At 39.8% G+C, this 18,595-nt stretch carries 14 protein-coding genes and 1 pseudogene; 7 read left to right on the top strand and 8 right to left on the bottom strand.

Translation table 11 applies throughout. The features are described from left to right. Positions 1 to 33: 33 nt before the first annotated feature. From CWB65_RS02820 to CWB65_RS20145, 4 genes are all read left to right on the top strand, one after another. Complete coding sequence (locus CWB65_RS02820) at positions 34 to 1,251, top strand: TolC family protein (RefSeq protein WP_008128666.1); 1,218 nt, start codon at positions 34 to 36, stop codon at positions 1,249 to 1,251. A gap of 66 nt (positions 1,252 to 1,317) precedes the next feature. Then, complete coding sequence (locus CWB65_RS02815) at positions 1,318 to 2,652, top strand: efflux RND transporter periplasmic adaptor subunit (protein ID WP_138739846.1); 1,335 nt, start codon at positions 1,318 to 1,320, stop codon at positions 2,650 to 2,652. Positions 2,653 to 2,663: 11 nt separating this feature from the next. Next, positions 2,664 to 5,864: an efflux RND transporter permease subunit gene (locus tag CWB65_RS02810; protein WP_138739845.1), complete on the top strand. Its 3,201-nt coding sequence runs from the start codon at positions 2,664 to 2,666 to the stop codon at positions 5,862 to 5,864. Positions 5,865 to 5,935: 71 nt separating this feature from the next. After that, positions 5,936 to 6,253 (top strand): YkvA family protein, encoded by a 318-nt coding sequence (locus CWB65_RS20145; RefSeq protein WP_171047555.1) that lies wholly within the window; start codon positions 5,936 to 5,938, stop codon positions 6,251 to 6,253. Positions 6,254 to 6,293: 40 nt separating this feature from the next. Here the strand turns inward: CWB65_RS20145 and CWB65_RS02800 are convergent, their stop codons facing one another. The 5 genes and pseudogenes from CWB65_RS02800 to CWB65_RS02780 form a co-directional block, all read right to left on the bottom strand. Next, positions 6,294 to 6,611: a hypothetical protein gene (locus tag CWB65_RS02800; RefSeq protein WP_008128660.1), complete on the bottom strand. Its 318-nt coding sequence runs from the start codon at positions 6,609 to 6,611 to the stop codon at positions 6,294 to 6,296. Positions 6,612 to 6,615: 4 nt separating this feature from the next. Beyond that, entirely contained in the window at positions 6,616 to 7,650 is a 1,035-nt protein-coding gene (locus CWB65_RS02795) for a hypothetical protein (protein ID WP_138739844.1), read from the bottom strand. A gap of 202 nt (positions 7,651 to 7,852) precedes the next feature. Continuing rightward, positions 7,853 to 8,215 carry a hypothetical protein gene (locus CWB65_RS02790; RefSeq protein ID WP_138739843.1) on the bottom strand — a complete coding sequence of 121 codons (363 nt, stop codon included), beginning with the start codon at positions 8,213 to 8,215 and terminating at the stop codon, positions 7,853 to 7,855. Between the two features lie 192 nt (positions 8,216 to 8,407). Next, a complete protein-coding gene (locus CWB65_RS02785) occupies positions 8,408 to 9,790 on the bottom strand; it encodes a PhoH family protein (protein WP_058405775.1) in 1,383 nt (460 codons plus the stop codon). Between the two features lie 257 nt (positions 9,791 to 10,047). Next, a pseudogene (locus CWB65_RS02780) lies at positions 10,048 to 10,911 on the bottom strand (PIN domain-containing protein); the annotation flags it as partial. A gap of 307 nt (positions 10,912 to 11,218) precedes the next feature. Here CWB65_RS02780 and rapA point away from each other — a divergent pair. From rapA to CWB65_RS02765, 3 genes are all read left to right on the top strand, one after another. Then, positions 11,219 to 14,113: an RNA polymerase-associated protein RapA gene (gene rapA / locus CWB65_RS02775; RefSeq protein ID WP_138739841.1), complete on the top strand. Its 2,895-nt coding sequence runs from the start codon at positions 11,219 to 11,221 to the stop codon at positions 14,111 to 14,113. Positions 14,114 to 14,306: 193 nt separating this feature from the next. Beyond that, positions 14,307 to 14,960 (top strand): bifunctional tRNA pseudouridine(32) synthase/23S rRNA pseudouridine(746) synthase RluA, encoded by a 654-nt coding sequence (rluA, locus tag CWB65_RS02770; protein WP_138739840.1) that lies wholly within the window; start codon positions 14,307 to 14,309, stop codon positions 14,958 to 14,960. 119 nt (positions 14,961 to 15,079) lie between these two features. After that, positions 15,080 to 15,985 (top strand): DUF3530 family protein, encoded by a 906-nt coding sequence (locus tag CWB65_RS02765; RefSeq protein WP_249365009.1) that lies wholly within the window; start codon positions 15,080 to 15,082, stop codon positions 15,983 to 15,985. Here CWB65_RS02765 and djlA read toward each other — a convergent pair. The 3 genes from djlA to CWB65_RS02750 are packed head-to-tail and all read right to left on the bottom strand — an operon-like array spanning position 15,968 to position 18,510. Beyond that, complete coding sequence (gene djlA / locus CWB65_RS02760) at positions 15,968 to 16,825, bottom strand: co-chaperone DjlA (protein ID WP_138739838.1); 858 nt, start codon at positions 16,823 to 16,825, stop codon at positions 15,968 to 15,970. The two genes, CWB65_RS02765 and djlA, sit on opposite strands and share 18 nt — an antisense overlap. A gap of 33 nt (positions 16,826 to 16,858) precedes the next feature. Further along, positions 16,859 to 17,512, bottom strand: coding sequence for an N-acetylmuramate alpha-1-phosphate uridylyltransferase MurU (murU, locus tag CWB65_RS02755; protein WP_138739837.1), 654 nt, complete (start codon positions 17,510 to 17,512; stop codon positions 16,859 to 16,861). Continuing rightward, the gene (locus CWB65_RS02750; protein WP_138739836.1) at positions 17,509 to 18,510 is read right to left on the bottom strand and encodes an aminoglycoside phosphotransferase family protein; all 1,002 of its coding nucleotides are present in this window, start codon (positions 18,508 to 18,510) and stop codon (positions 17,509 to 17,511) included. Before CWB65_RS02750 ends, murU begins: the two co-directional genes overlap by 4 nt. Positions 18,511 to 18,595 lie beyond the last annotated feature (85 nt).

The raw sequence follows: 18,595 nt of genomic DNA, 5'->3' as shown, positions 1-18,595 counted from the left end.
TCGTGTTTATTAATTTTAAAATTAAGAACTTTTATGTATATATATTTAAAAAATGCAGGTTTAGTCCTGTCTTTATGCATGGCTGTGAGTTTTTCAGTTGCCACTTATGGCAAACAGAAAAGTATTTCATGGCTAGATAGTCAAATAAATAAAGATCCCGAAGTTGTTGCGGCAAAAGAGTTACTTAATGCAAGTAATCATAGAGCCAAAAGTTTAACTCAAGCCGTATATAACCCAGAGCTTGAAGCAAACTATGAAAAAGAAGGTGATTTTGATAATTACTCTATTGGTATCAGTCAAACGATAGATTTTTGGGATAAGCAATCAACAAATAAAACCATTGGTGAAATTGATGTTTATGCAAACCAGCAACAATTGTTATCTCTACTCGATTCTAAAAAGGCTAATGCCTTAACTGCATTAGTTAATTGGCAAGCAGCAAAAAAAGCTGCTCAGTTACTTTCAGAAAGAGAAGAGCAATTGCAAACGCTCGTTGGAATTGTTGAAGACAAACGAAAAGCTGGACTTCTAGAGCCACTTGACGCTGAGCTAGTCTATTTAAACTTGTCGCAAATTTTTAGTGAAATATCTGAGTCTCAAATTGCTTTTAAAAATGCAGAGATAAAGGTTCAGGAGTTATTGCCAGATTGGACGCCTAATACCGCCAATTTACCCTTATTTACTTTTGGAGCAACAAGCTATTCATTTGATTCACAGTGGGTTGAGGATCATCCAAAAGTTAAACTCGCAAGAGCGCAATGGAAGGGGCAACAATCTAAAGCTCAACTAACCACTATGGAATCTAAACCTAATCCAACCATTGGAGTTAGCGCAGGTAAAAGTGGAGATGAAGACTTGGTTGGTGTGACTTTCTCAATTCCTTTAAACATCAGAAATAACTATTCAGATACTGTTAAAGCCGCTTATTCAGAAGCCATTGCAGCAGAGGCCCACTTTCATTCAATTTACCGAAAACAGTCTTTTGAAGCAAAAGCTAATTATGAGTCGCTGACTGTCAGTAAAAATTACTACCAGCAATGGCACAAACTCACCCAAGGCAGGTTGGCTAGCAGCGCAAAGTTACTCAACAAACGCTGGGAAGCTGGTGACATAAATACTTCTGATTATTTACTCGCATTAAATCAACGCGCGGAAGCGCTTCATGCAGGCATCCGGTTGGAAAAGCAATTTAAGCTTGCAGAAATATCCTTCGTTTTAAGTATAGGTCAGTTATCAAAACTTGAGATTTGAACGCGCTAATTTTTCATTAGCGAAAGAAGCGAAATCTTAAATTTATAAAAAATATAGGTTACAAAAATGAATACAATATTTAGTAAAAAATTATTAGCCGTAGTAATTAGCAGCCTGTTAGTAGGGCTTACTACAAGTCATGATGCTTTTGCACAGTCGTCAGATGTTACTGATTCTGTCACAAAGCTTTCCAAACAAGACACAAAAGAACATAAACACTCTGAGAACGAGAGAGTTCATGCTAAAGAACACCCTGAGCATAGTGAGTACTCAGAAAGAGAAAGCCTAAAAGGTCAAGAAGAAGATCTTGACGAGCACGGCCACGAAAAAGGACATAAGGAAGAAAAAGGTGACCATGACCACGGAAATGAGAATAAAGAAGACGAACATGAAGAAGGTATAACTCTTAGCCCGAAAAATATGTCACTTGCTAACATCAAAGTAGAAAGCGTCATCCCAGAATATCAATACAGTTCGATATACGCACCCGGTGAAATCAAGGCAAATGGTTACAGAAGTTATGTCGTATCTCCTCGTACTGAATCGGTCATTATTAGTCGCCATGCAGCTCTTGGAGAACACGTAGAAATAGGCCAAAAGTTAGTCACATTATTTAGTGAAGCGATGGCACAAGCACAAGCGGACTATTTAATCGCTTCAACAGAATGGCAACGCATTAAAAAACTAGGCAATAAAACCGTCAGCGAAAGCCGCTTGTTGCTAGCTGAAACAACTTACAACGCTTCTTACGGAAAACTCATTGCTTTAGGGTTAACTGAAAAAGCAATTCAGAGTATTTCTAACAAAGACATTAAAGCATTTGGGCAATATACATTAACAGCACAGCGTGAAGGCGTAGTGCTTCAAGACGATTTTATCCAAGGACAACGCGTTAATGCTGGTGATACTGTGATGTTGCTAGCAGACGAAAAGCAACTATGGGTAGAAGCAAAAGTTTCGCCTAATAAAAAGCTTGATTTGTCCAAAAACTCTCCGGGGATAGTCAAATTAGAGGGGCAAAGTTACAACGCAAAAGTCATTCAAGAAGCGCACACTATCGATCCATTAACTAGAACGAGGATAGTTCGTCTGTCAGTCGAAAACAAAGACGACAACCTCCATTCAGGTATGTTTGTAAAAGTCTATTTTCAATTTTCAACCCAAGAGAAAGTAATGGCTGTGCCGGAAGAAGCCTTGGTCCGCGGTGCTGATGGTGATTGGACCATATTCGTTGAAGACCACCCCGGAGAATTTAAAGCTGTAGAAATTGAATTAGGGCGAGCCTTAGGTGATTTTAGGGAAATAATCGGCGTTGAAAGTGGAACACGAATTGTCACCAAAGGCGCTTTCTTTGTTGCTTCTGAAATTGCAAAAGGCGGATTTGATCCGCACAACCACTAAGGAGAAATACAATGTTTAATAAAATTATTGATTGGTCCGTAAACAACCGACTCCTTATCTTAATCGCTCTTTTTGCCTCTATTGTTGGTGCAATAATGGTTATTCCAAAGTTAAATTTGGATGCCTTCCCTGATGTCACTAACGTTCAGGTTGCCGTGAATACTGAAGCGCCCGGATTGGCAGCGGAAGAAGTTGAACAACTTATTACTTATCCGATAGAAGCTGTGATGTACGCCTCGCCTGATGTTGAGCAAGTACGTTCGATTTCTAAAACAGGTTTATCTGGTGTCACTGTCGTTTTTAAAGAAGGCACCGATATTTACTTTGCTAGGCAACTTGTCTTTGAACGACTTCAAGCGGCAAAAGAATTGATCCCAGAAGGTGTTGGTACACCGAATATGGGACCGAACACCTCTGGGTTAGGTCAAGTATTTCAATATTTATTGATATCAGATAAAGACGCTGGTTTTGACGCGATGGCACTTAGAAGTCTCAATGATTGGATTGTCAAACTACTTATCATGCCCGTCGATGGTGTTACTGACGTTCTGTCTTTTGGAGGCAACGTTAGGCAATACCAAGTAAACATTGATCCTTCAAAACTTCTTGAATACGACCTAACCCAAGAAGATGTCGTCACTGCCCTAGATAGCAATAATGCCAATGTTGGCGGCTGGTATATGAATCGAGGCCAAGAACAACTGGTCATTCGAGGTACGGGGTGGTTTGAAAGTGGAGATGCTGGCATCGGTAATATCAAGCAAGTACCAGTAAAAACCTTCGATGGAACAGTAATAACCGTTTCTGACATAGCAAAAGTTGGAATGGGCAGCGAAATTCGACAAGGCGCTGTTACCATGACTCGCAAAACAGCAGAGGGCAAAGTCGAGAATCTAGGTGAAGTGGTTTCAGGTATTGTATTGAAGCGGATGGGGTCAAACACTAAGGCCACCATTGATGGAATCAATGCAAGAATACCACTAATTAATCAAGCGCTTCCAAAAGGCGTTCGCTTTGAACCCTTCTATGATCAAGCTGATTTAATTGAGAAAGCAGTTAATACCGTCGTTGAAGCACTAGCATTAGCTTTTGTTTTCATCTGTATTGTACTGGCGCTTTTCTTAATGAACCTACGGGCAACCTTTTTGGTTTTAATTTCAATTCCTATCTCAATTGGCATTGCTTTGATGATCATGGCTTGGTGGGGTATTTCTGCCAACCTTATGTCACTGGGTGGAATTGCTGTGGCTATTGGTATGTTGGTCGATGGTTCGGTGGTGATGGTTGAAAACATGTTTAAACATTTAAATAAGCCAGATTCAACTAACTCAGACAGTGTTCACGCTAGAGTTCCTGCCTCTGACACAGACCCACACGATGTTGAGCATGATGATCACGGTATTGAATTGCGTCTCAAGGAAGCAGGCAAAGAAGTCGCCCGTCCGGTATTTTTTGCAGCGTCTATTATCTTAGTGGTATTTACGCCATTATTTAGCTTCGAAGGGGTAGAAGCAAAACTCTTTCAACCTATGGCAATCAGTATCATCTTAGCGGTAGTATCTGCCATCATGGTGGCCTTGTTTGTTGTGCCTGCTCTGGCTACTTATCTGTTTAAAACTGGTGTAAAAGAAAAAGAAAGTTTCGTACTAAAACCTTTAGACAAACTTTACAGAAAAGGGCTTACTTTCGCATTAAAACGCACGAAGTTAGTCATTTCAGCTTCACTTGTTTTAGTTATCTCTGCATTTGCATTAGTGCCATTTATTGGCACTGAATTTGTTCCTGAGCTAGAGGAAGGGACGATTAATTTAAGAGCAACCCTCGCTCCTTCTTCTAGTTTAGATACAGCACTTACTGTTGCTCCAATTCTAGAAGAAAAATTAATGACCTTTCCTGAAGTAACTTATGCCCTGAGCAGAATTGGACGAGCTGAAATAGGTGGAGATCCAGAGCCTGTGAACAACATAGAAATTTATATAGGATTAAAACCAGTTTCTGAGTGGACAAGCGCTTCTAATCGATATGAACTTCAAGCTAAAATGGAAAGGTCACTGGAAGAGTTTCCGGGGTTGCTACTTAACTTTTCTCAGCCCATTGCCACTCGTGTTGATGAATTATTATCAGGTGTAAAAGCGCAATTAGCGATCAAGCTATTTGGACCAGAGCTTGATGTGTTAGCCAATAAAGGTCAGGAAATTGAAGCTGCAATTAAAGAAGTTGAAGGTGCTAGAGATGTCGCTTTAGAACAAATTGCTGGTGAAGCTCAATTAGTGATCAAGCCTAATAGACAGGAATTGTCACGATTTGGCCTGTCCGTTATCGACGTAATGGAGGTTGTGCGAGACGGCATTGGTGGCGTCGAGGCAGGGCAAATTATTAACGGCAATGAACGCTACGATATTTATGTACGTTTAGAAGAAGAATATCGTCGAAACAAAGAAGCTATCTCAGATATTCGACTTCAATCACCAACTGGGGCTTGGGTGCGCTTAGGTGATGTTGCATCCGTTTCATTTGAGTCTGGTCCACCGCAAGTCAGGCGCGATGATGTACAAAGACGAGTGGTTATTCAAGCAAACGTCCAAAATCGAGATATGGGTAGTGTTGTAGCTGATATCAGAGAGATAATAGCTAAAAAGGTTAATTTGCCTTCCGGTTATTCTATTTCTATTGGTGGACAATTTGAAAGCCAGCAGCGTGCGCAAAAAAGATTAGCTATAGTGGTTCCTTTATCATTAGGGTTAATAGCACTATTGCTTTACTTTGCCTTTGGCTCCGTTGGTCAGGCTATGTTGATACTAGTCAATGTACCTCTTGCTGTGATTGGTGGTGTGTTTTCTCTGTATTTGTCAAACCAATACTTATCAGTGCCTAGCTCGGTGGGGTTCATTACCTTATTCGGCGTTGCAGTATTAAACGGTGTAGTAATGGTAGAGAGCATCAATCAACGTATTAAAGATGGGTTAGACACCTCCAAAGCCGTTTTTGATGGCGCAACCTCTAGATTAAGACCCGTATTAATGACGGCTATCACTTCAGCATTGGGCTTAATCCCAATGTTAATGTCTAGCGGTGTTGGTGCTGAAATACAACGTCCTTTAGCAAGTGTTATTGTCGGAGGATTAATTACGGCAACCTTATTAACATTATTTGTGCTGCCTGTTTTATACAGTTGGTTTTCTAGGAAGAAAATAAAAGAATTATCTAGATAGAAAAATTTTTATAATGAACGAATATCTCACACTTAAGTGACGTTTTGTGTGGGATTACAATCTTAACTGTAGTGGCCAAAATCACTGTACCACTACAGTATGTAAAAGCCATTGCAATTATAGTCGCAGCTTACGCACTAAGCCCGATAGACTTAGTTCCAGATTTCATACCAATATTGGGGTTGATAGATGACTTTATAATTCTGCCTCTTGGTTTTGCACTAATTATTTATTTAACCCCAAAAAAAATATTACGAATCGCAAAAATAAAAGCTCAACAATATAACGAAAAGCCAATAAGCTATATTAGCGCAATTGCGGTTATTTTAGTCTGGTTTGTAGCTTTACTTTTTATTGCGCATTCAATTCAAAGCAAATTTATTACATGATTTTTTTAAAATTTATACTTAAAAATATACGTTATTTGAGCTATCTCATTTTTAAAATCGTTTCAGGTGTATATTGTCCTAAGCGCATAGTAGCGAGTTCATCAGTCGTTACACTGAATAATTTGGGCTTATCGGATAGTGAATAGCAGTTACCGTTGTGTGTGATGACCTCCATCTTGTTATCAACAAATCTTTTGCTAACAATTATGGAGGTAACAATTTGCTCATAGGGACGAAATCTAAATGTTTCATCTTCGATTACCTGACCAGCTAACACATCGCCTAAATAAGCCTTATTAGCGCCCAGACTGCCAAAAACAGAAACAATACTTACATCGACTAAAAATGTTTTTTCCATCAGCTTATACCGCCTCTTTTACCTTGATCGGTCTAAAACCCACGGAAAAGCGAGTACCTTTTAAGGCAAACCAGTCATTGCTAGCATCAGTGTGTGACATTAAGATTTTCTTTTGCTCAATTTGCATATCTGTGAGAACTTCATGATTCGCGTATGAGGTACTGATGCGGTGAGCTTCAAAAACTAGAGACTGTTGTTCAACTTTAATAATGTATTTCTGAAATTCCTTAGTATTTTTGACTAATAGATTTAGCTTAGGCAGCTCTGTATTTATTTTTTTAGCTTTTCCTGTGGGCAGCATAAAACCAAATACAAGGTATCGCTTACGTCGTATGTGATAAAACGCTGGGGTTTCACTACCATTTTGTAATACGTCACCAAAGGCACTTTTCAGGTTGTTCTGAAGCCAATTTTTATGTTTCTCAATTTTGTTTCTTTCCGCACCTAAAGTAGCCTTATGGAGATTACTATCTTGTTTAAGTCTTCTTGAAAGATAAGTACTTATATTGTCGTATGACAACTTACTCAGTGGATATTTTGAAGCGACCAATCTAAATGTTCGCGTATGAACCAACAAATCAGCATAAAGCACTTCTGTAGGATCAGTCAGTGTACTAAAATAAGGTTTCCAATTTAATTGGAATTCAGCGCCTGTGTTTACAATAAACCGAGACTCATCAAGTAACCCCATTGATTTATAAATCGCTGAGATTATTTGCAATTGTGGCTTTTCTATAAGATTAAGTGACAATATTCTTGCCGACATCACTTCAATTTCTTTGTGAAGTTCATCAATCAACTCATCGTCATCAACTTCACCAATGAAAATATATTTTAGTGTGTCATGTTCAAAAATGGCATGAAGATTATTTTTTGAATATTCGTGTCGCAGGCTTTGTTCAGCAGCCGAAAAATTAGCGAAATTATAAACACCTCTCGCGAATAACCCTGCTGCTATTAATTCGGGAATCTCAAGTAGCCAAGCAAAAATTTTGGCCTGATATTGAAGTTTAGTATGTAATTGCTCAAGCAAAATCATTTAGTTCTCCAAACGACATGACGAATAAACAACGGCCTACGGGACACGATGTTTGTTCAGTTTGAATCACCAAATTTTCTCGGATGCTCCGCTTCATTGTTCATGATTAAAAAAACCATGTGTAAGCATAGGCTGTCCGGTCAGCCTTCATTTCATATTATCTCAAATAAATAAAATGGCAACTTACGTATTTGTACAATTCTTAGGTAGATAATTTGCCTTTAAACTCGTCAAACTCAAGCCCAAAAAGGGATACGACCATTTCTTCATTTATATTGGAGCCGGGAAATTTTTTTTCAAAATTTCCAATAATGCTATCTAGGTGGCTAGCTAATATTTTTACTAAAAATATTTCCGAGTTTGGTGAGAGTGCAGACAGTGCTATCAATGGGTTGTCAAAGGATTCAGCTTTTATTTTTACTAGTAAATCGCTGTAACTGTCACAGCCGTAAAGACAAATAGCTAGGGCTTCTTGGGCTTGTCCAAGGGGAATAGTTAATAATTTAGATAATCGTTTTGCCTGCCTTTTTATATTTACTAGCAGGTCTTCTTTATTAAAAGACATCAATACACCAAAAAACGGCAACGCTAGGCCACGCACCTATGTCACTCAGTTTTTGTGAATATTTAATCTTTTAGTTCAGAGTAAATCCATTTCGTCCTGTTTTCGTGGGAACGGGCTTCTCTGAAAAGCCACTGCAAAAAGCAGTGGCTATTGTCGCAATATTATAAGGAAATGTGAATTGTAGTTTGATGCCTACATGTTCTTTTCAGTGAATTCAGCCAAGCTACTACGCTCTACTTCATCAAATATCAATACTGAGCCTTTTTCATAGTTTCTATACACGTTAACAGCCGCGCTAGCACCTGAAGATGCGGGTGTGACAAACTTATCATCAATCTGGGCTAAGTTGCCCAACACGATTGTGCGACAATTTTTGCCACCACGGCTTAACATGCCCTTAATTTGCGCTCTAGTCATGTTTTGAGCTTCATCAATGATTAAAACAGCATCGTCTATTGAACGACCTCGGAAGTAAGCCATACTAGTAAATTCTATATTGGCTTTTTCGATCACATGCTCAACAGTTGCACTAATATTACCTTCATTGTTATCACCTGAATGCATTGATATAAGCGCATCTGTTATACCTGCTAATAACGGCATTGATTTCTCTGTCAGGTCACCGGGTAAAAACCCCGGATCATCGTCCATAAAGTCTCTGGAGCGCACCACAACTATTTTTTTGTACTTTTTCAACTCCAATACTTGATGCAGCGCCGAAGCAACTGCTAAAAAAGTTTTTCCGGAGCCAGCAGGGCCAAGGATGATATTTAAGTCATAATATGGATCTGTTAATTGGCTTAAAGCTACTGCCTGACGCTGATTTTTAGGCAAAATGCCCCATACTTTTTCTTGTTTACGAGGCAATAACTTTGTGAATACCTCAGTATCTGTTACTTCTGAAATTCGCCCAATGTGTCCAGCTTCATCGTACCAATACATGTTTGGCTGGACTTCATCATTAAATAGACTTATTGGGAAAGTATAAACTTCTCCTGAAACCTTGAAGTCTTTATCTGATTTAATTCGATCAAAAAGATCTCCTTTAAAGGCTTGTACCCCTGTGTATAAAAGATCAATATCTGATATTTGATTATCTACGGCAACGTCTTCTGCCATGACCCCTACGGTTCGAGCTTTCAAGCGCATATTAATGTCACGGCTAACAATTACTACGTCTTTATCTAAGTCCTTCTGAAGATACAGTGCATAGTTAATTATTCTATTGTCAGCGTCACTTCCAATACCGTGCTTTAACTCTTTAGCCATATCGAGCTGGGTATCAATTCCAATAAACAGTTTTCCTCGTTTAGCTGTTTCAGTAGAAGGCAGTGGAATACCAGCTTCCATCTCTTCTGCACTGTGCCCATTTATTATATCTTCAAGCATACGAATACATACACGAGCATCAGCACTAACCGATTTGTTAGTTCTTTCTTTTAAGTTATCTAATTCTTCTAGAACTGTTAGACAGATGTATACGTCTTCACTGTACGCAAGAAGTGACTTTGGATCATGAACTAGTGCCGATGTATCCAATACTCTTGGGGTTTTGTTTTCACTTGGATTATTCATTTTAGTTCTCCTTTGAGAACGATTTTCATTAATTAGCATTTTAGATTTACCTTAGCTTTATTATTTTTGTTTGTGCCTCTTGCAGGTTAAATCCGTTATTTATATTTATTGATGAATGGTTCTATTCTTTAAGTCACACTTAATGACATGTTAGAGAGATTAGATCTTAGCCTGTTATAAATACTCAATTTATTCAGTAAGAATAAGGTCTGTAGATAGGTCTGCACAAATATTGAAAAAAAGCTTGCAGTAATACCTGTTTTCCCACATCCAGCGGGGCCCGTTAAAATCACCAGTTCAATGCTAGTATCAAGTAATGCATCAAGCGCCATACCCTGATAAATATTTTTGGGCTTAACGCCCCATGCATGATGATGCATTAACCGCTCAACACTAATATCTTTTATAGTAATGTGCTTATCATCAAACGACTTTACCCTAGCTGCAAAGTGATTACTCTCGTCAAGTAAATACTCATTACAAAATACATCGGGTATTAAATTTTTAGGCACATGATGAAACGTATCTCGCCCGTGCTGCTCTGTATTGCATTGCCCTACATGTCCCCAAAAGTCACCCTCTACTTTTTTATATCCGCTAGTTAGCAAATTAATATCATCAATAAGCTGATCTGTTCGGTAATCCTCTACATATTTAAGCCCTGCACCTTTAGCTTTTAAGCGCATGTTTATATCTTTCGTAACCAATATCACTTTTGAATCGCTATGCTGCTTTTGTAAATATACAGCACAGTTAATAATTCGATGGTCGTTTTCATTGCCTGGCAAACCCGAAATTGAGTCTGCGAATAAATGGTCGTTAACAATAATGAGCGTACCGGCAGAGCTCGACTTTGCTTTTTTATTACTGGGTAAGGCTACACCTTGTAGCATTTGTTCAGGGGTTGCGTTTTTGAGTACCTCATCTAAACCACGAATTGCAACGCGGGCATCGCGGCTTACATCGTGTTTTCTATCTTTAATATGATCAAGCTCTTCAAGTACGGTCATCGGAATAACCACGTTATGTTCTTGAAAAGACAAATAAGCGAGGGGCTCGTGGAGGAGTACGTTGGTGTCTAGCACATACATTTTACTTTCAAGGTTCGAAGCTTTTTCCATAGCACTTTCCTTACGTTTTATGATTTTTATGCTATACCAAAATAACTAAGTAAAACGGGCAAAAATCAAAACCTGCAATACTTAATTGCCAAGGCATATTGAAAGTTTAGTCTATTTGTCATAAAAGTCCGTTTTATTACAACCTGAATTTAGTTTTTATTTACCTTTTTAATAGGTTAAAAAATGGCGGTTTTATTCTTTATAATTAACACTTATAAAATTAATTAAAAGTGAGCTAAATAGCGCCTTGCAGTGGTGTTAGCTTACAGGTAACATAGCCGCCCTTTTCATCATAGACGAGACATACATGAATTTTTCCTTAGGTCAGCGTTGGATCAGTGATACAGAGTCAGATTTAGGATTAGGCACCGTTGTTGCCATTGAAGGCCGCCAGGTCAGCATATTATTTCCAGCCAGTGGTGAAAACCGTGTTTACTCTACAGCAGAAGCACCCGTTACCCGTGTGGCATTTAATCCAGGCGATGTGATCAAAAGCGTTGAAGAATGGGAATTAGAAGTCGAATCTATTGAAGTACAAGGCGAGTTACTTTGCTATGTGGGCACCCGTGTTGATAACGGCGAAGAAGCAAAGTTAAAAGAAACCTTTTTAGATCATTTTATAAAATTTAATAAGCCACAAGACCGTTTATTTGCCGGCCAAGTAGATCGTTTTGATCGTTACACGCTTCGTTACCAAACATGGCAACATAAATTTGAACGCGAGCAATCACCTATAAAAGGATTGATTGGTCAACGCGCTAACCTTATTCCGCATCAGCTTTATATTGCCCAAGAAGTGGGTAAACGTTTTGCACCACGCGTATTATTGTCTGACGAAGTAGGCTTAGGTAAAACCATTGAAGCAGGCATGATACTGCATCAGCAAATTATTAGCGGCCGCGCCAGCCGTGTACTTATTGTTGTACCTGAAAACCTTCAACACCAGTGGTTAGTCGAAATGCTACGCCGCTTCAACTTACGTTTTTCTATTTTTGATGAAGAGCGTTGCGACGAAGCCTTTGCCGACTCGCCAAATGTATTTGATACAGAGCAGTTAGTCCTTACTAGCCTTGAGTTTTTAACCAAGAAAAAGCGCTGGTTTGAACAAGCCACATTGGCTGATTGGGATCTATTAGTTGTTGATGAAGCGCACCACTTAAGCATTAATAACGGTAAACCAAGTACTGAATATCAACGCATGGCTGAGCTAAGCCAAGATATACCGGGTCTTATTTTACTTACAGCAACGCCTGATCAACTAGGCCATAGCAGTCACTTTGCACGTTTACAATTGCTCGACCCAGACCGTTTTTACGACTACGACGTATTCAAAGAAGAAGAAGCCAATTACAAAGATGTAGCGCAAGCGGCAAACCAGTTATTGCAAGAGCAAGCTCTTGACGACAACGCAAAAACAACGCTAATTGAGCTATTAAAAGAAACCGACATTACCGTCATTCTTGAAAAAGCGCAGCAAGGTGATTTACCAGCGCGTAAAGAAATACTTAACATGCTACTCGACAGACACGGTACAGGGCGTATATTGTTCAGAAATAGCCGCAGTGGCATTGATGGCTACCCAAGTCGTAAATTGCATGCCTATCCAATGGCATTACCAAAGCAATACAAAACGGCCATGTCGGTATTAGGTAACATGAGTGGTATTCAAAACGCAGAGCTGAGCGCGCATCGTGCTCTTTTTCCTGAAAAAATATTCCAAGAGTTTGAAGGTGAAAGCGCAAGCTGGGGCGCCTTTGACCCTCGCGTAGATTGGTTAATCGAAACACTTAAAACGCTTAAACACGAAAAAGTACTCCTTATTTGTGCCAAGGCCGAAACGGCTATTAGCCTTGAACAAATACTGCGTGAACGTGAAGCGATTAAAGCTTCGGTTTTCCACGAAGGTATGTCGATTATAGAGCGTGACCGCGCGGCCGCCTTTTTTGCAGACGAATACGACAACGCACAAATATTATTGTGTTCAGAAATTGGTTCAGAAGGTCGTAACTTTCAGTTCTCACATCACCTAGTGTTATTTGATTTACCATTAAACCCCGATTTACTAGAACAACGTATCGGCCGATTAGACCGTATTGGGCAAACACAAGATGTAAACATTCACGTGCCATATTTTGAAAACACGGCGCAAGAAGTGTTACTGCGTTGGTACAACGAAGGCCTTGATGCGTTTGAAACCACATCAACGACTGGCCAGCTATTGTATAAAGAATTTCGTGATGACTTACTCGAGTTTATTTCAGCCCATAACTGTGATGAAGACGAACTTGACCCACTCCTTGAGCAAGTCGCTCAGCAAAATACTGTGCTACGTAAAAAAATGGAAAGTGGACGAGATCGTTTATTAGAACTGCATTCATCGGGGCAAGGCGCCGCCGACTCATTAGTTGCTGATATTGAAAAGCTCGACAACCAGTTTGAGCTGCCCAGCTACATGATTAACGTGTTCGACACCTTTGGTGTAAGCCAAGAAGACAAAGGCGAAAATACAATTATATTAAAGCCTACAGAGCATATGTTAAGCGCATCATTTCCATCGCTTAAAGATGACGGCATGACAGTGACCTTTGACCGTGATACTGCTCTTTCGCAAGAAGATGTACATTTTATCAGTTGGGATCATCCAATGGTGCAAGGCACGATGGATATGATTTGTGATGATGACTTTGGTAGCGCATCGGTTGCTTTACTCAAAAACAAAAAACTCCCTGCGGGCACCTTTTTTGTTGAGCTTATTTTTGTAGCCGAAGCAATGGCGCCTAAAGCATTACAAGTGGGCCGCTTTTTACCCCCAACGCCTATTCGCATATTACTTGATAAAGCCAGTAATAACTTAGGCGAAAACGTCGCATTTGACGGGTTTAACCAACAGCTTTCAGCCGTTGGTCGTCAAACAGCAAGTAAACTTGCGGGTGCACTACAAAGCGCAATTCACCCTATGATCACAACAGCAAAAGACATGGCACAAGAAAAACTCGAGGTTATTCGTGCACAGTCGCTAGCTAAAATGCAAACGTCTCTTAGCGAAGAGCAAGAGCGATTAAGCGCGCTCAAGCAAATTAACCCTAATATTCGCCAAGAAGAAATTACCTTTTACGATAAGCAACGCACCGAGCTAACTGCACACATTGAAAAAGCGCAGTTACAACTAGACGCAATTCGCTTAATCGTGGTTTCTCACTAGGGTTTTGAGCTTTTAGTTGTTAGTAAAAATTGCAAACAACAGCAGCTAAGTAAAGCGTGGTATTTATACCGCGCTTTTTTATATTCAAAAAAGCATATAAATTAGAAGCCTTCGTACAGGCTATCAATGTTTTCCTTGAGCCTTTGCCCTTGCTACCTTAAAATAATGTCCTTCAAAATCATTAAGGCCGGCCGTGTTAGTTAATTACAACCCCCCAATGAATCCGTATTTAACCATACTTTTTCAAGACGACGACTTGCTTATTGTTAATAAACCCAGTGAATTATTGACCGTGCCGGGTAAAGATCCTAAGCATGCCGACAGCTTAATTAACCGCGTTAATCGCGTGTTTCCAACCGCAAGAATTGTTCATCGTCTTGATATGGCAACGTCTGGCATACTCTGCCTTGCTATGAATAAAGCTGCACACCGACATTTAAGTATGCAATTTCAAGATCGCGAAACCGCTAAGCGTTATATAGCTCGCGTTTTTGGTAAGCTTGAACAAGACAATGGCTCGGTTGATTTACCCCTTATTTGCGACTGGCCTAATCGCCCAAAGCAAATGGTAGATCATGAAAATGGCAAGCCATCACTCACTCATTTCAAAGTACTTGAACGAGAGGAAAACGCCACACGCGTAGAGCTCACTCCAATTACGGGGCGTTCACATCAATTGCGCGTACACATGCTAAGCCTTGGCCACCCTATTTTAGGTGACCGACTCTATGCTCATAAAGAGGCACTTGCAGCCGCACCGCGTTTACAACTCCACGCACAAATGTTGCAACTAAAACACCCTGTCACCGAACAAGTAATGACCTTTGAAGCAGAACCCGAGTTTTAATGGGCTCAATTACTTAGGAAAAATTAAACTTTTAAACAAGCATGCCGATACCTAACTAATGACGACTGGTTGAGCGTGTTATGGTGTTTTTGCAATTATTTAAAAAGGTTCTGTGTTACATGGCGTTTAGCTGTGTAGCCCTTTTAGCACTCTGTACAACGGCTGCAGAACATATTGCCCCGCCTTCTTTATCAAGTATTGAAAATAGCGATATTAAACGCCTTTTACCTACCGACGAAGTAAAAACAATGCTAGCAGGTGAAACTGAATTTTTAAGTTTACGTAGTGAATACATGAGCGCTGATTTTAGAGGGATTGTATTACTTATTCCCGATTGGCAATCAACCCCTACCAACAATGCTGGAATGAGTTACTTACGCAAAGAGCTTAACAATTTAGGCTACACCACCTATGCGATGACCACCCCTGATATTGATTGGCAAGCGAGTAAAATAGCTGAGCCTGCTGCAGAAACAGCACCAAGTGCCGCCACTGAAACAGAGAGTCAAGCCAACAGTGAATCAGAGCAGCCTAATGCTTCAAGTAAAAATGAAGCGCTTCATCATGTGGATGCCATTGAAGCCATCAGCGACGAAATACTCGATAACTACAAACTAAATTTACTTGCTCGCTACAAAGCGCTTTACCAAACCGCGATGCAAGAACCCACAAATATCGTTGTGATTGCGCAAGGCACCAGCGCAGGGGTGTTAACTGAGTACTATGCAGACTTTCCACAAGAGCGTATTGATGCGTTTATTAGTGTAAGTAGCTATCTGCCCAATGCAAAACGCAATAAAAGCTTAACCCAAACAACGTCTCTTGTTACGCCTGCACTTTTAGATATTTATTACGCCAGCGACAACCGTGATATTTTAATTAACTTAAAAAATCGCCAGCGCTGGGTTAACCGAAACGCTAAGTTTGACTACCGCCAGCGCCAGTTATTTGGGCTTCGTGATCAACCTCAACAACATGCTCGGCTAACAAAAGAAATAGACGGCTTTTTACGCCGCCTTTTTTAAATACTCATAGGCTGCTTGAATGTCTTGGCTTTTTTTAACCGCCAATTCCATCATATGTTTTGGTAAACCTTGCGATACTAATTTATCAGGGTGATGTTGCGCCATTAACTTACGGTACGCCACTTTTACTTCCCGCTCTGTTGCCCCATCGTTAAGTCCTAAGAGCCCAAGCGCTTGCGCACGATTCATATTATTGTTGGGGGGTACATGGTGCCCTGAGCCTTCTTTATAACTGCTACTTTGCCCTTGCTGCTGTTGGTAACGCTGTTGCTGTTTTCTAAAGTTAAATTCAGCTTGATAGCGTTTAAGTACAAACGCAAAATGAGTTTTAGAAATACCTAACTGCTTGCTTACTTCACTCAATAACTGCTTTTCTTGCTCAGCTAAAATGCCATCAGAAAACGCCATTTGAATTTGTATTTCTAAAAATAATTGCAGTAAGTCATGACGCTTAGCAAAGCGTTCTTTAAAATCATAGACGGTTTCTTTTAATGAAAAGTCGCTTTGTTTACCCGCTTGAAAAGCATGCTGTGCTTCACGGCGCTCTTCGCCTTTCAACCCCATTTCGTCCATAAATAAGCTAGCAGCTTTAATGTGTACCTCGCTTACTCGGCCATTAGACTTTGCAATATGCCCCATCACTGCAAAGCAGCTTGAAAAGAATAGCGCTTGGCGCTCGTGGACATCATCACCATTAAATAAACTTGAAAAACCACCCGCCTTATCAAAATTATTTTTTAAGCTTTTATCAAATAAATGACCAAGGTATAACCCTAAAATAGCACCAAAAATTTTGCCAAACATAAAGCCAAAACAAAATCCGAGTATTTTTCCCCACATGTAAACGACTACTCCTATTAATTATGTGTCGGCTTACGCCAAGCGCTCATTTAATGCCGTTAAACGCGCTGGTGTGCCTATGTCATCCCAATTACCAATATAAAGCTCGGTAGACACTAAATGCTTACTTAATTTTTCTCGTAATAACGGCCCAAGCGGACGAATGCCCGGCTCTAAACCATTAAAAAAGTCAGCCTGATAACGACTGATACCCGAAAACGTATATTTTTGACTATCTGGCGATAAGTGGCTCAATGTAAAATCCCCATCAAGATTATGTGGGGGATTTTCAATAAGCACCAAATGTGCCTCACCTGATTGTAAATGTAATTGCATAAGCGAACTTACATCGTAATCGGTAAATACGTCGCCATTTATCACAATAAACGACTCTCCCAATAAAGGAAGTGCCTGAATAATACCACCCGCGGTTTCAAGGCCGCCTTCAACTTCTTGGCTATAAACAATATTTACACCAAATTGACTGCCATCTTTAAAGTACGCTTTAATTTTATCACCCTGCCATGCAAGGTTTATCACTATGTCGGTAATGCCAGCGGCTTTTAAGTTATTAACATGGTGCTCTATGAGTGGTTTATTTTGCACTTTAAGCATAGGTTTAGGCATAGCTTGAGTGAGCGGCATCATGCGCTGCCCACGCCCTGCGGCTAAAATCATGGCTTTCATAAATTTACCTGCTCTAATCTTTTAGTCACTTTTGGCACTATCGTATTTTTAACCCAGTCACTGAGTGCATTGAGTTCAGGATAGCGTTCAGCAACATCTACAATATATTCAAGGGTAGGCAAAATATTAGCTAAATAACCTGTCTTACCGTCACGCAAATACAGGCGACAAAATATACCGGCGGCTTTTAAATGACGCTGTAAACCCGTTAAGTCAAACCAAACCTTAAATTCTTCAAACGAAGTATTACTGACTAAGCCTTCGCGTTTAAACTCGTTATATCCAAATGCTAAAAGCTGGGCGAGTTCATTATTAGGGAGCTTAAAATAGCAATCGCGTAACAACGAAACTAAATCGTAACAAAGTGGCCCGCGTACGGTGTCTTGGTAATCAATTATTGCCCACTGAGAATCGCTGTGCATAATATTACGGCTGTGGTAGTCGCGATGAACTGTTACCGTGGGTTGTTCAAGCATGGTTTGAGTGAGTAGATCGCAGCTCGACTCCCACATTTTAAGTTGGTTTGTATCAACGTTTTCAGCAATAAACTCTTTTACTAACCATTGGCTGAATATCGACAATTCAAGCGCTATAAAGTCTTTACCATAGGCCTGCATATCTGAAGCCTCAGGCGTTTGTGCCCACTTGGCTGATAAACTTATTAACTGTGTGTAGTAGTCGGTTCTATTTGCATCATTAAGCATGTCAGCTAAGTGTGTGCTGCCTAAATCAGTTAAAATAAAAAAGCCTTGTTGTTCATCACTTTTAATAATATGCGGTAACAAAAAACCCTGGTCAGTAAAAACTTGATTCAAAGATAAATACGGTGCGTTATTGACCTTTTGTGGATCGGAGTCCATTACAATAAAGTGCTGATTATTAATTGTTAAGCGAAAATACCGCCTAAAACTCGCATCTCCGGTTATCGCCTCAAGGGTATCTGGCCGTTTGCCAAAGTGGGTCGTTATGAAGTGTTGTAAATTATCAAAGCGTGTCATTTTATAAGATATCTATTTTTAACTAAGTTAATTAGGTCAATTACTGTATTTGCCATTATTTTCCTTTATTATGTGTAAATTATAT

Source organism: Pseudoalteromonas sp. S554, from assembly GCF_005930865.1.
Taxonomy (GTDB): Bacteria; Pseudomonadota; Gammaproteobacteria; order Enterobacterales; family Alteromonadaceae; genus Pseudoalteromonas; species Pseudoalteromonas marina.
This window is presented reverse-complemented; position numbering and strand designations above follow the sequence as displayed.

What these genes read in the sequence shown, in the direction of transcription:
- CWB65_RS02820 (WP_008128666.1), top strand. Translation starts at nt 34, where the DNA reads ATGTATATATATTTAAAAAATGCAGGTTTAGTCCTGTCTTTATGCATG.
- CWB65_RS02815 (WP_138739846.1), top strand. Translation starts at nt 1,318, where the DNA reads ATGAATACAATATTTAGTAAAAAATTATTAGCCGTAGTAATTAGCAGC.
- CWB65_RS02810 (WP_138739845.1), top strand. Translation starts at nt 2,664, where the DNA reads ATGTTTAATAAAATTATTGATTGGTCCGTAAACAACCGACTCCTTATC.
- CWB65_RS02800 (WP_008128660.1), bottom strand. Translation starts at nt 6,611, where the DNA reads ATGGAAAAAACATTTTTAGTCGATGTAAGTATTGTTTCTGTTTTTGGC.
- CWB65_RS02795 (WP_138739844.1), bottom strand. Translation starts at nt 7,650, where the DNA reads ATGATTTTGCTTGAGCAATTACATACTAAACTTCAATATCAGGCCAAA.
- CWB65_RS02790 (WP_138739843.1), bottom strand. Translation starts at nt 8,215, where the DNA reads ATGTCTTTTAATAAAGAAGACCTGCTAGTAAATATAAAAAGGCAGGCA.
- CWB65_RS02785 (WP_058405775.1), bottom strand. Translation starts at nt 9,790, where the DNA reads ATGAATAATCCAAGTGAAAACAAAACCCCAAGAGTATTGGATACATCG.
- rapA (WP_138739841.1), top strand. Translation starts at nt 11,219, where the DNA reads ATGAATTTTTCCTTAGGTCAGCGTTGGATCAGTGATACAGAGTCAGAT.
- CWB65_RS02765 (WP_249365009.1), top strand. Translation starts at nt 15,080, where the DNA reads ATGGCGTTTAGCTGTGTAGCCCTTTTAGCACTCTGTACAACGGCTGCA.
- djlA (WP_138739838.1), bottom strand. Translation starts at nt 16,825, where the DNA reads ATGTGGGGAAAAATACTCGGATTTTGTTTTGGCTTTATGTTTGGCAAA.
- murU (WP_138739837.1), bottom strand. Translation starts at nt 17,512, where the DNA reads ATGAAAGCCATGATTTTAGCCGCAGGGCGTGGGCAGCGCATGATGCCG.
- CWB65_RS02750 (WP_138739836.1), bottom strand. Translation starts at nt 18,510, where the DNA reads ATGACACGCTTTGATAATTTACAACACTTCATAACGACCCACTTTGGC.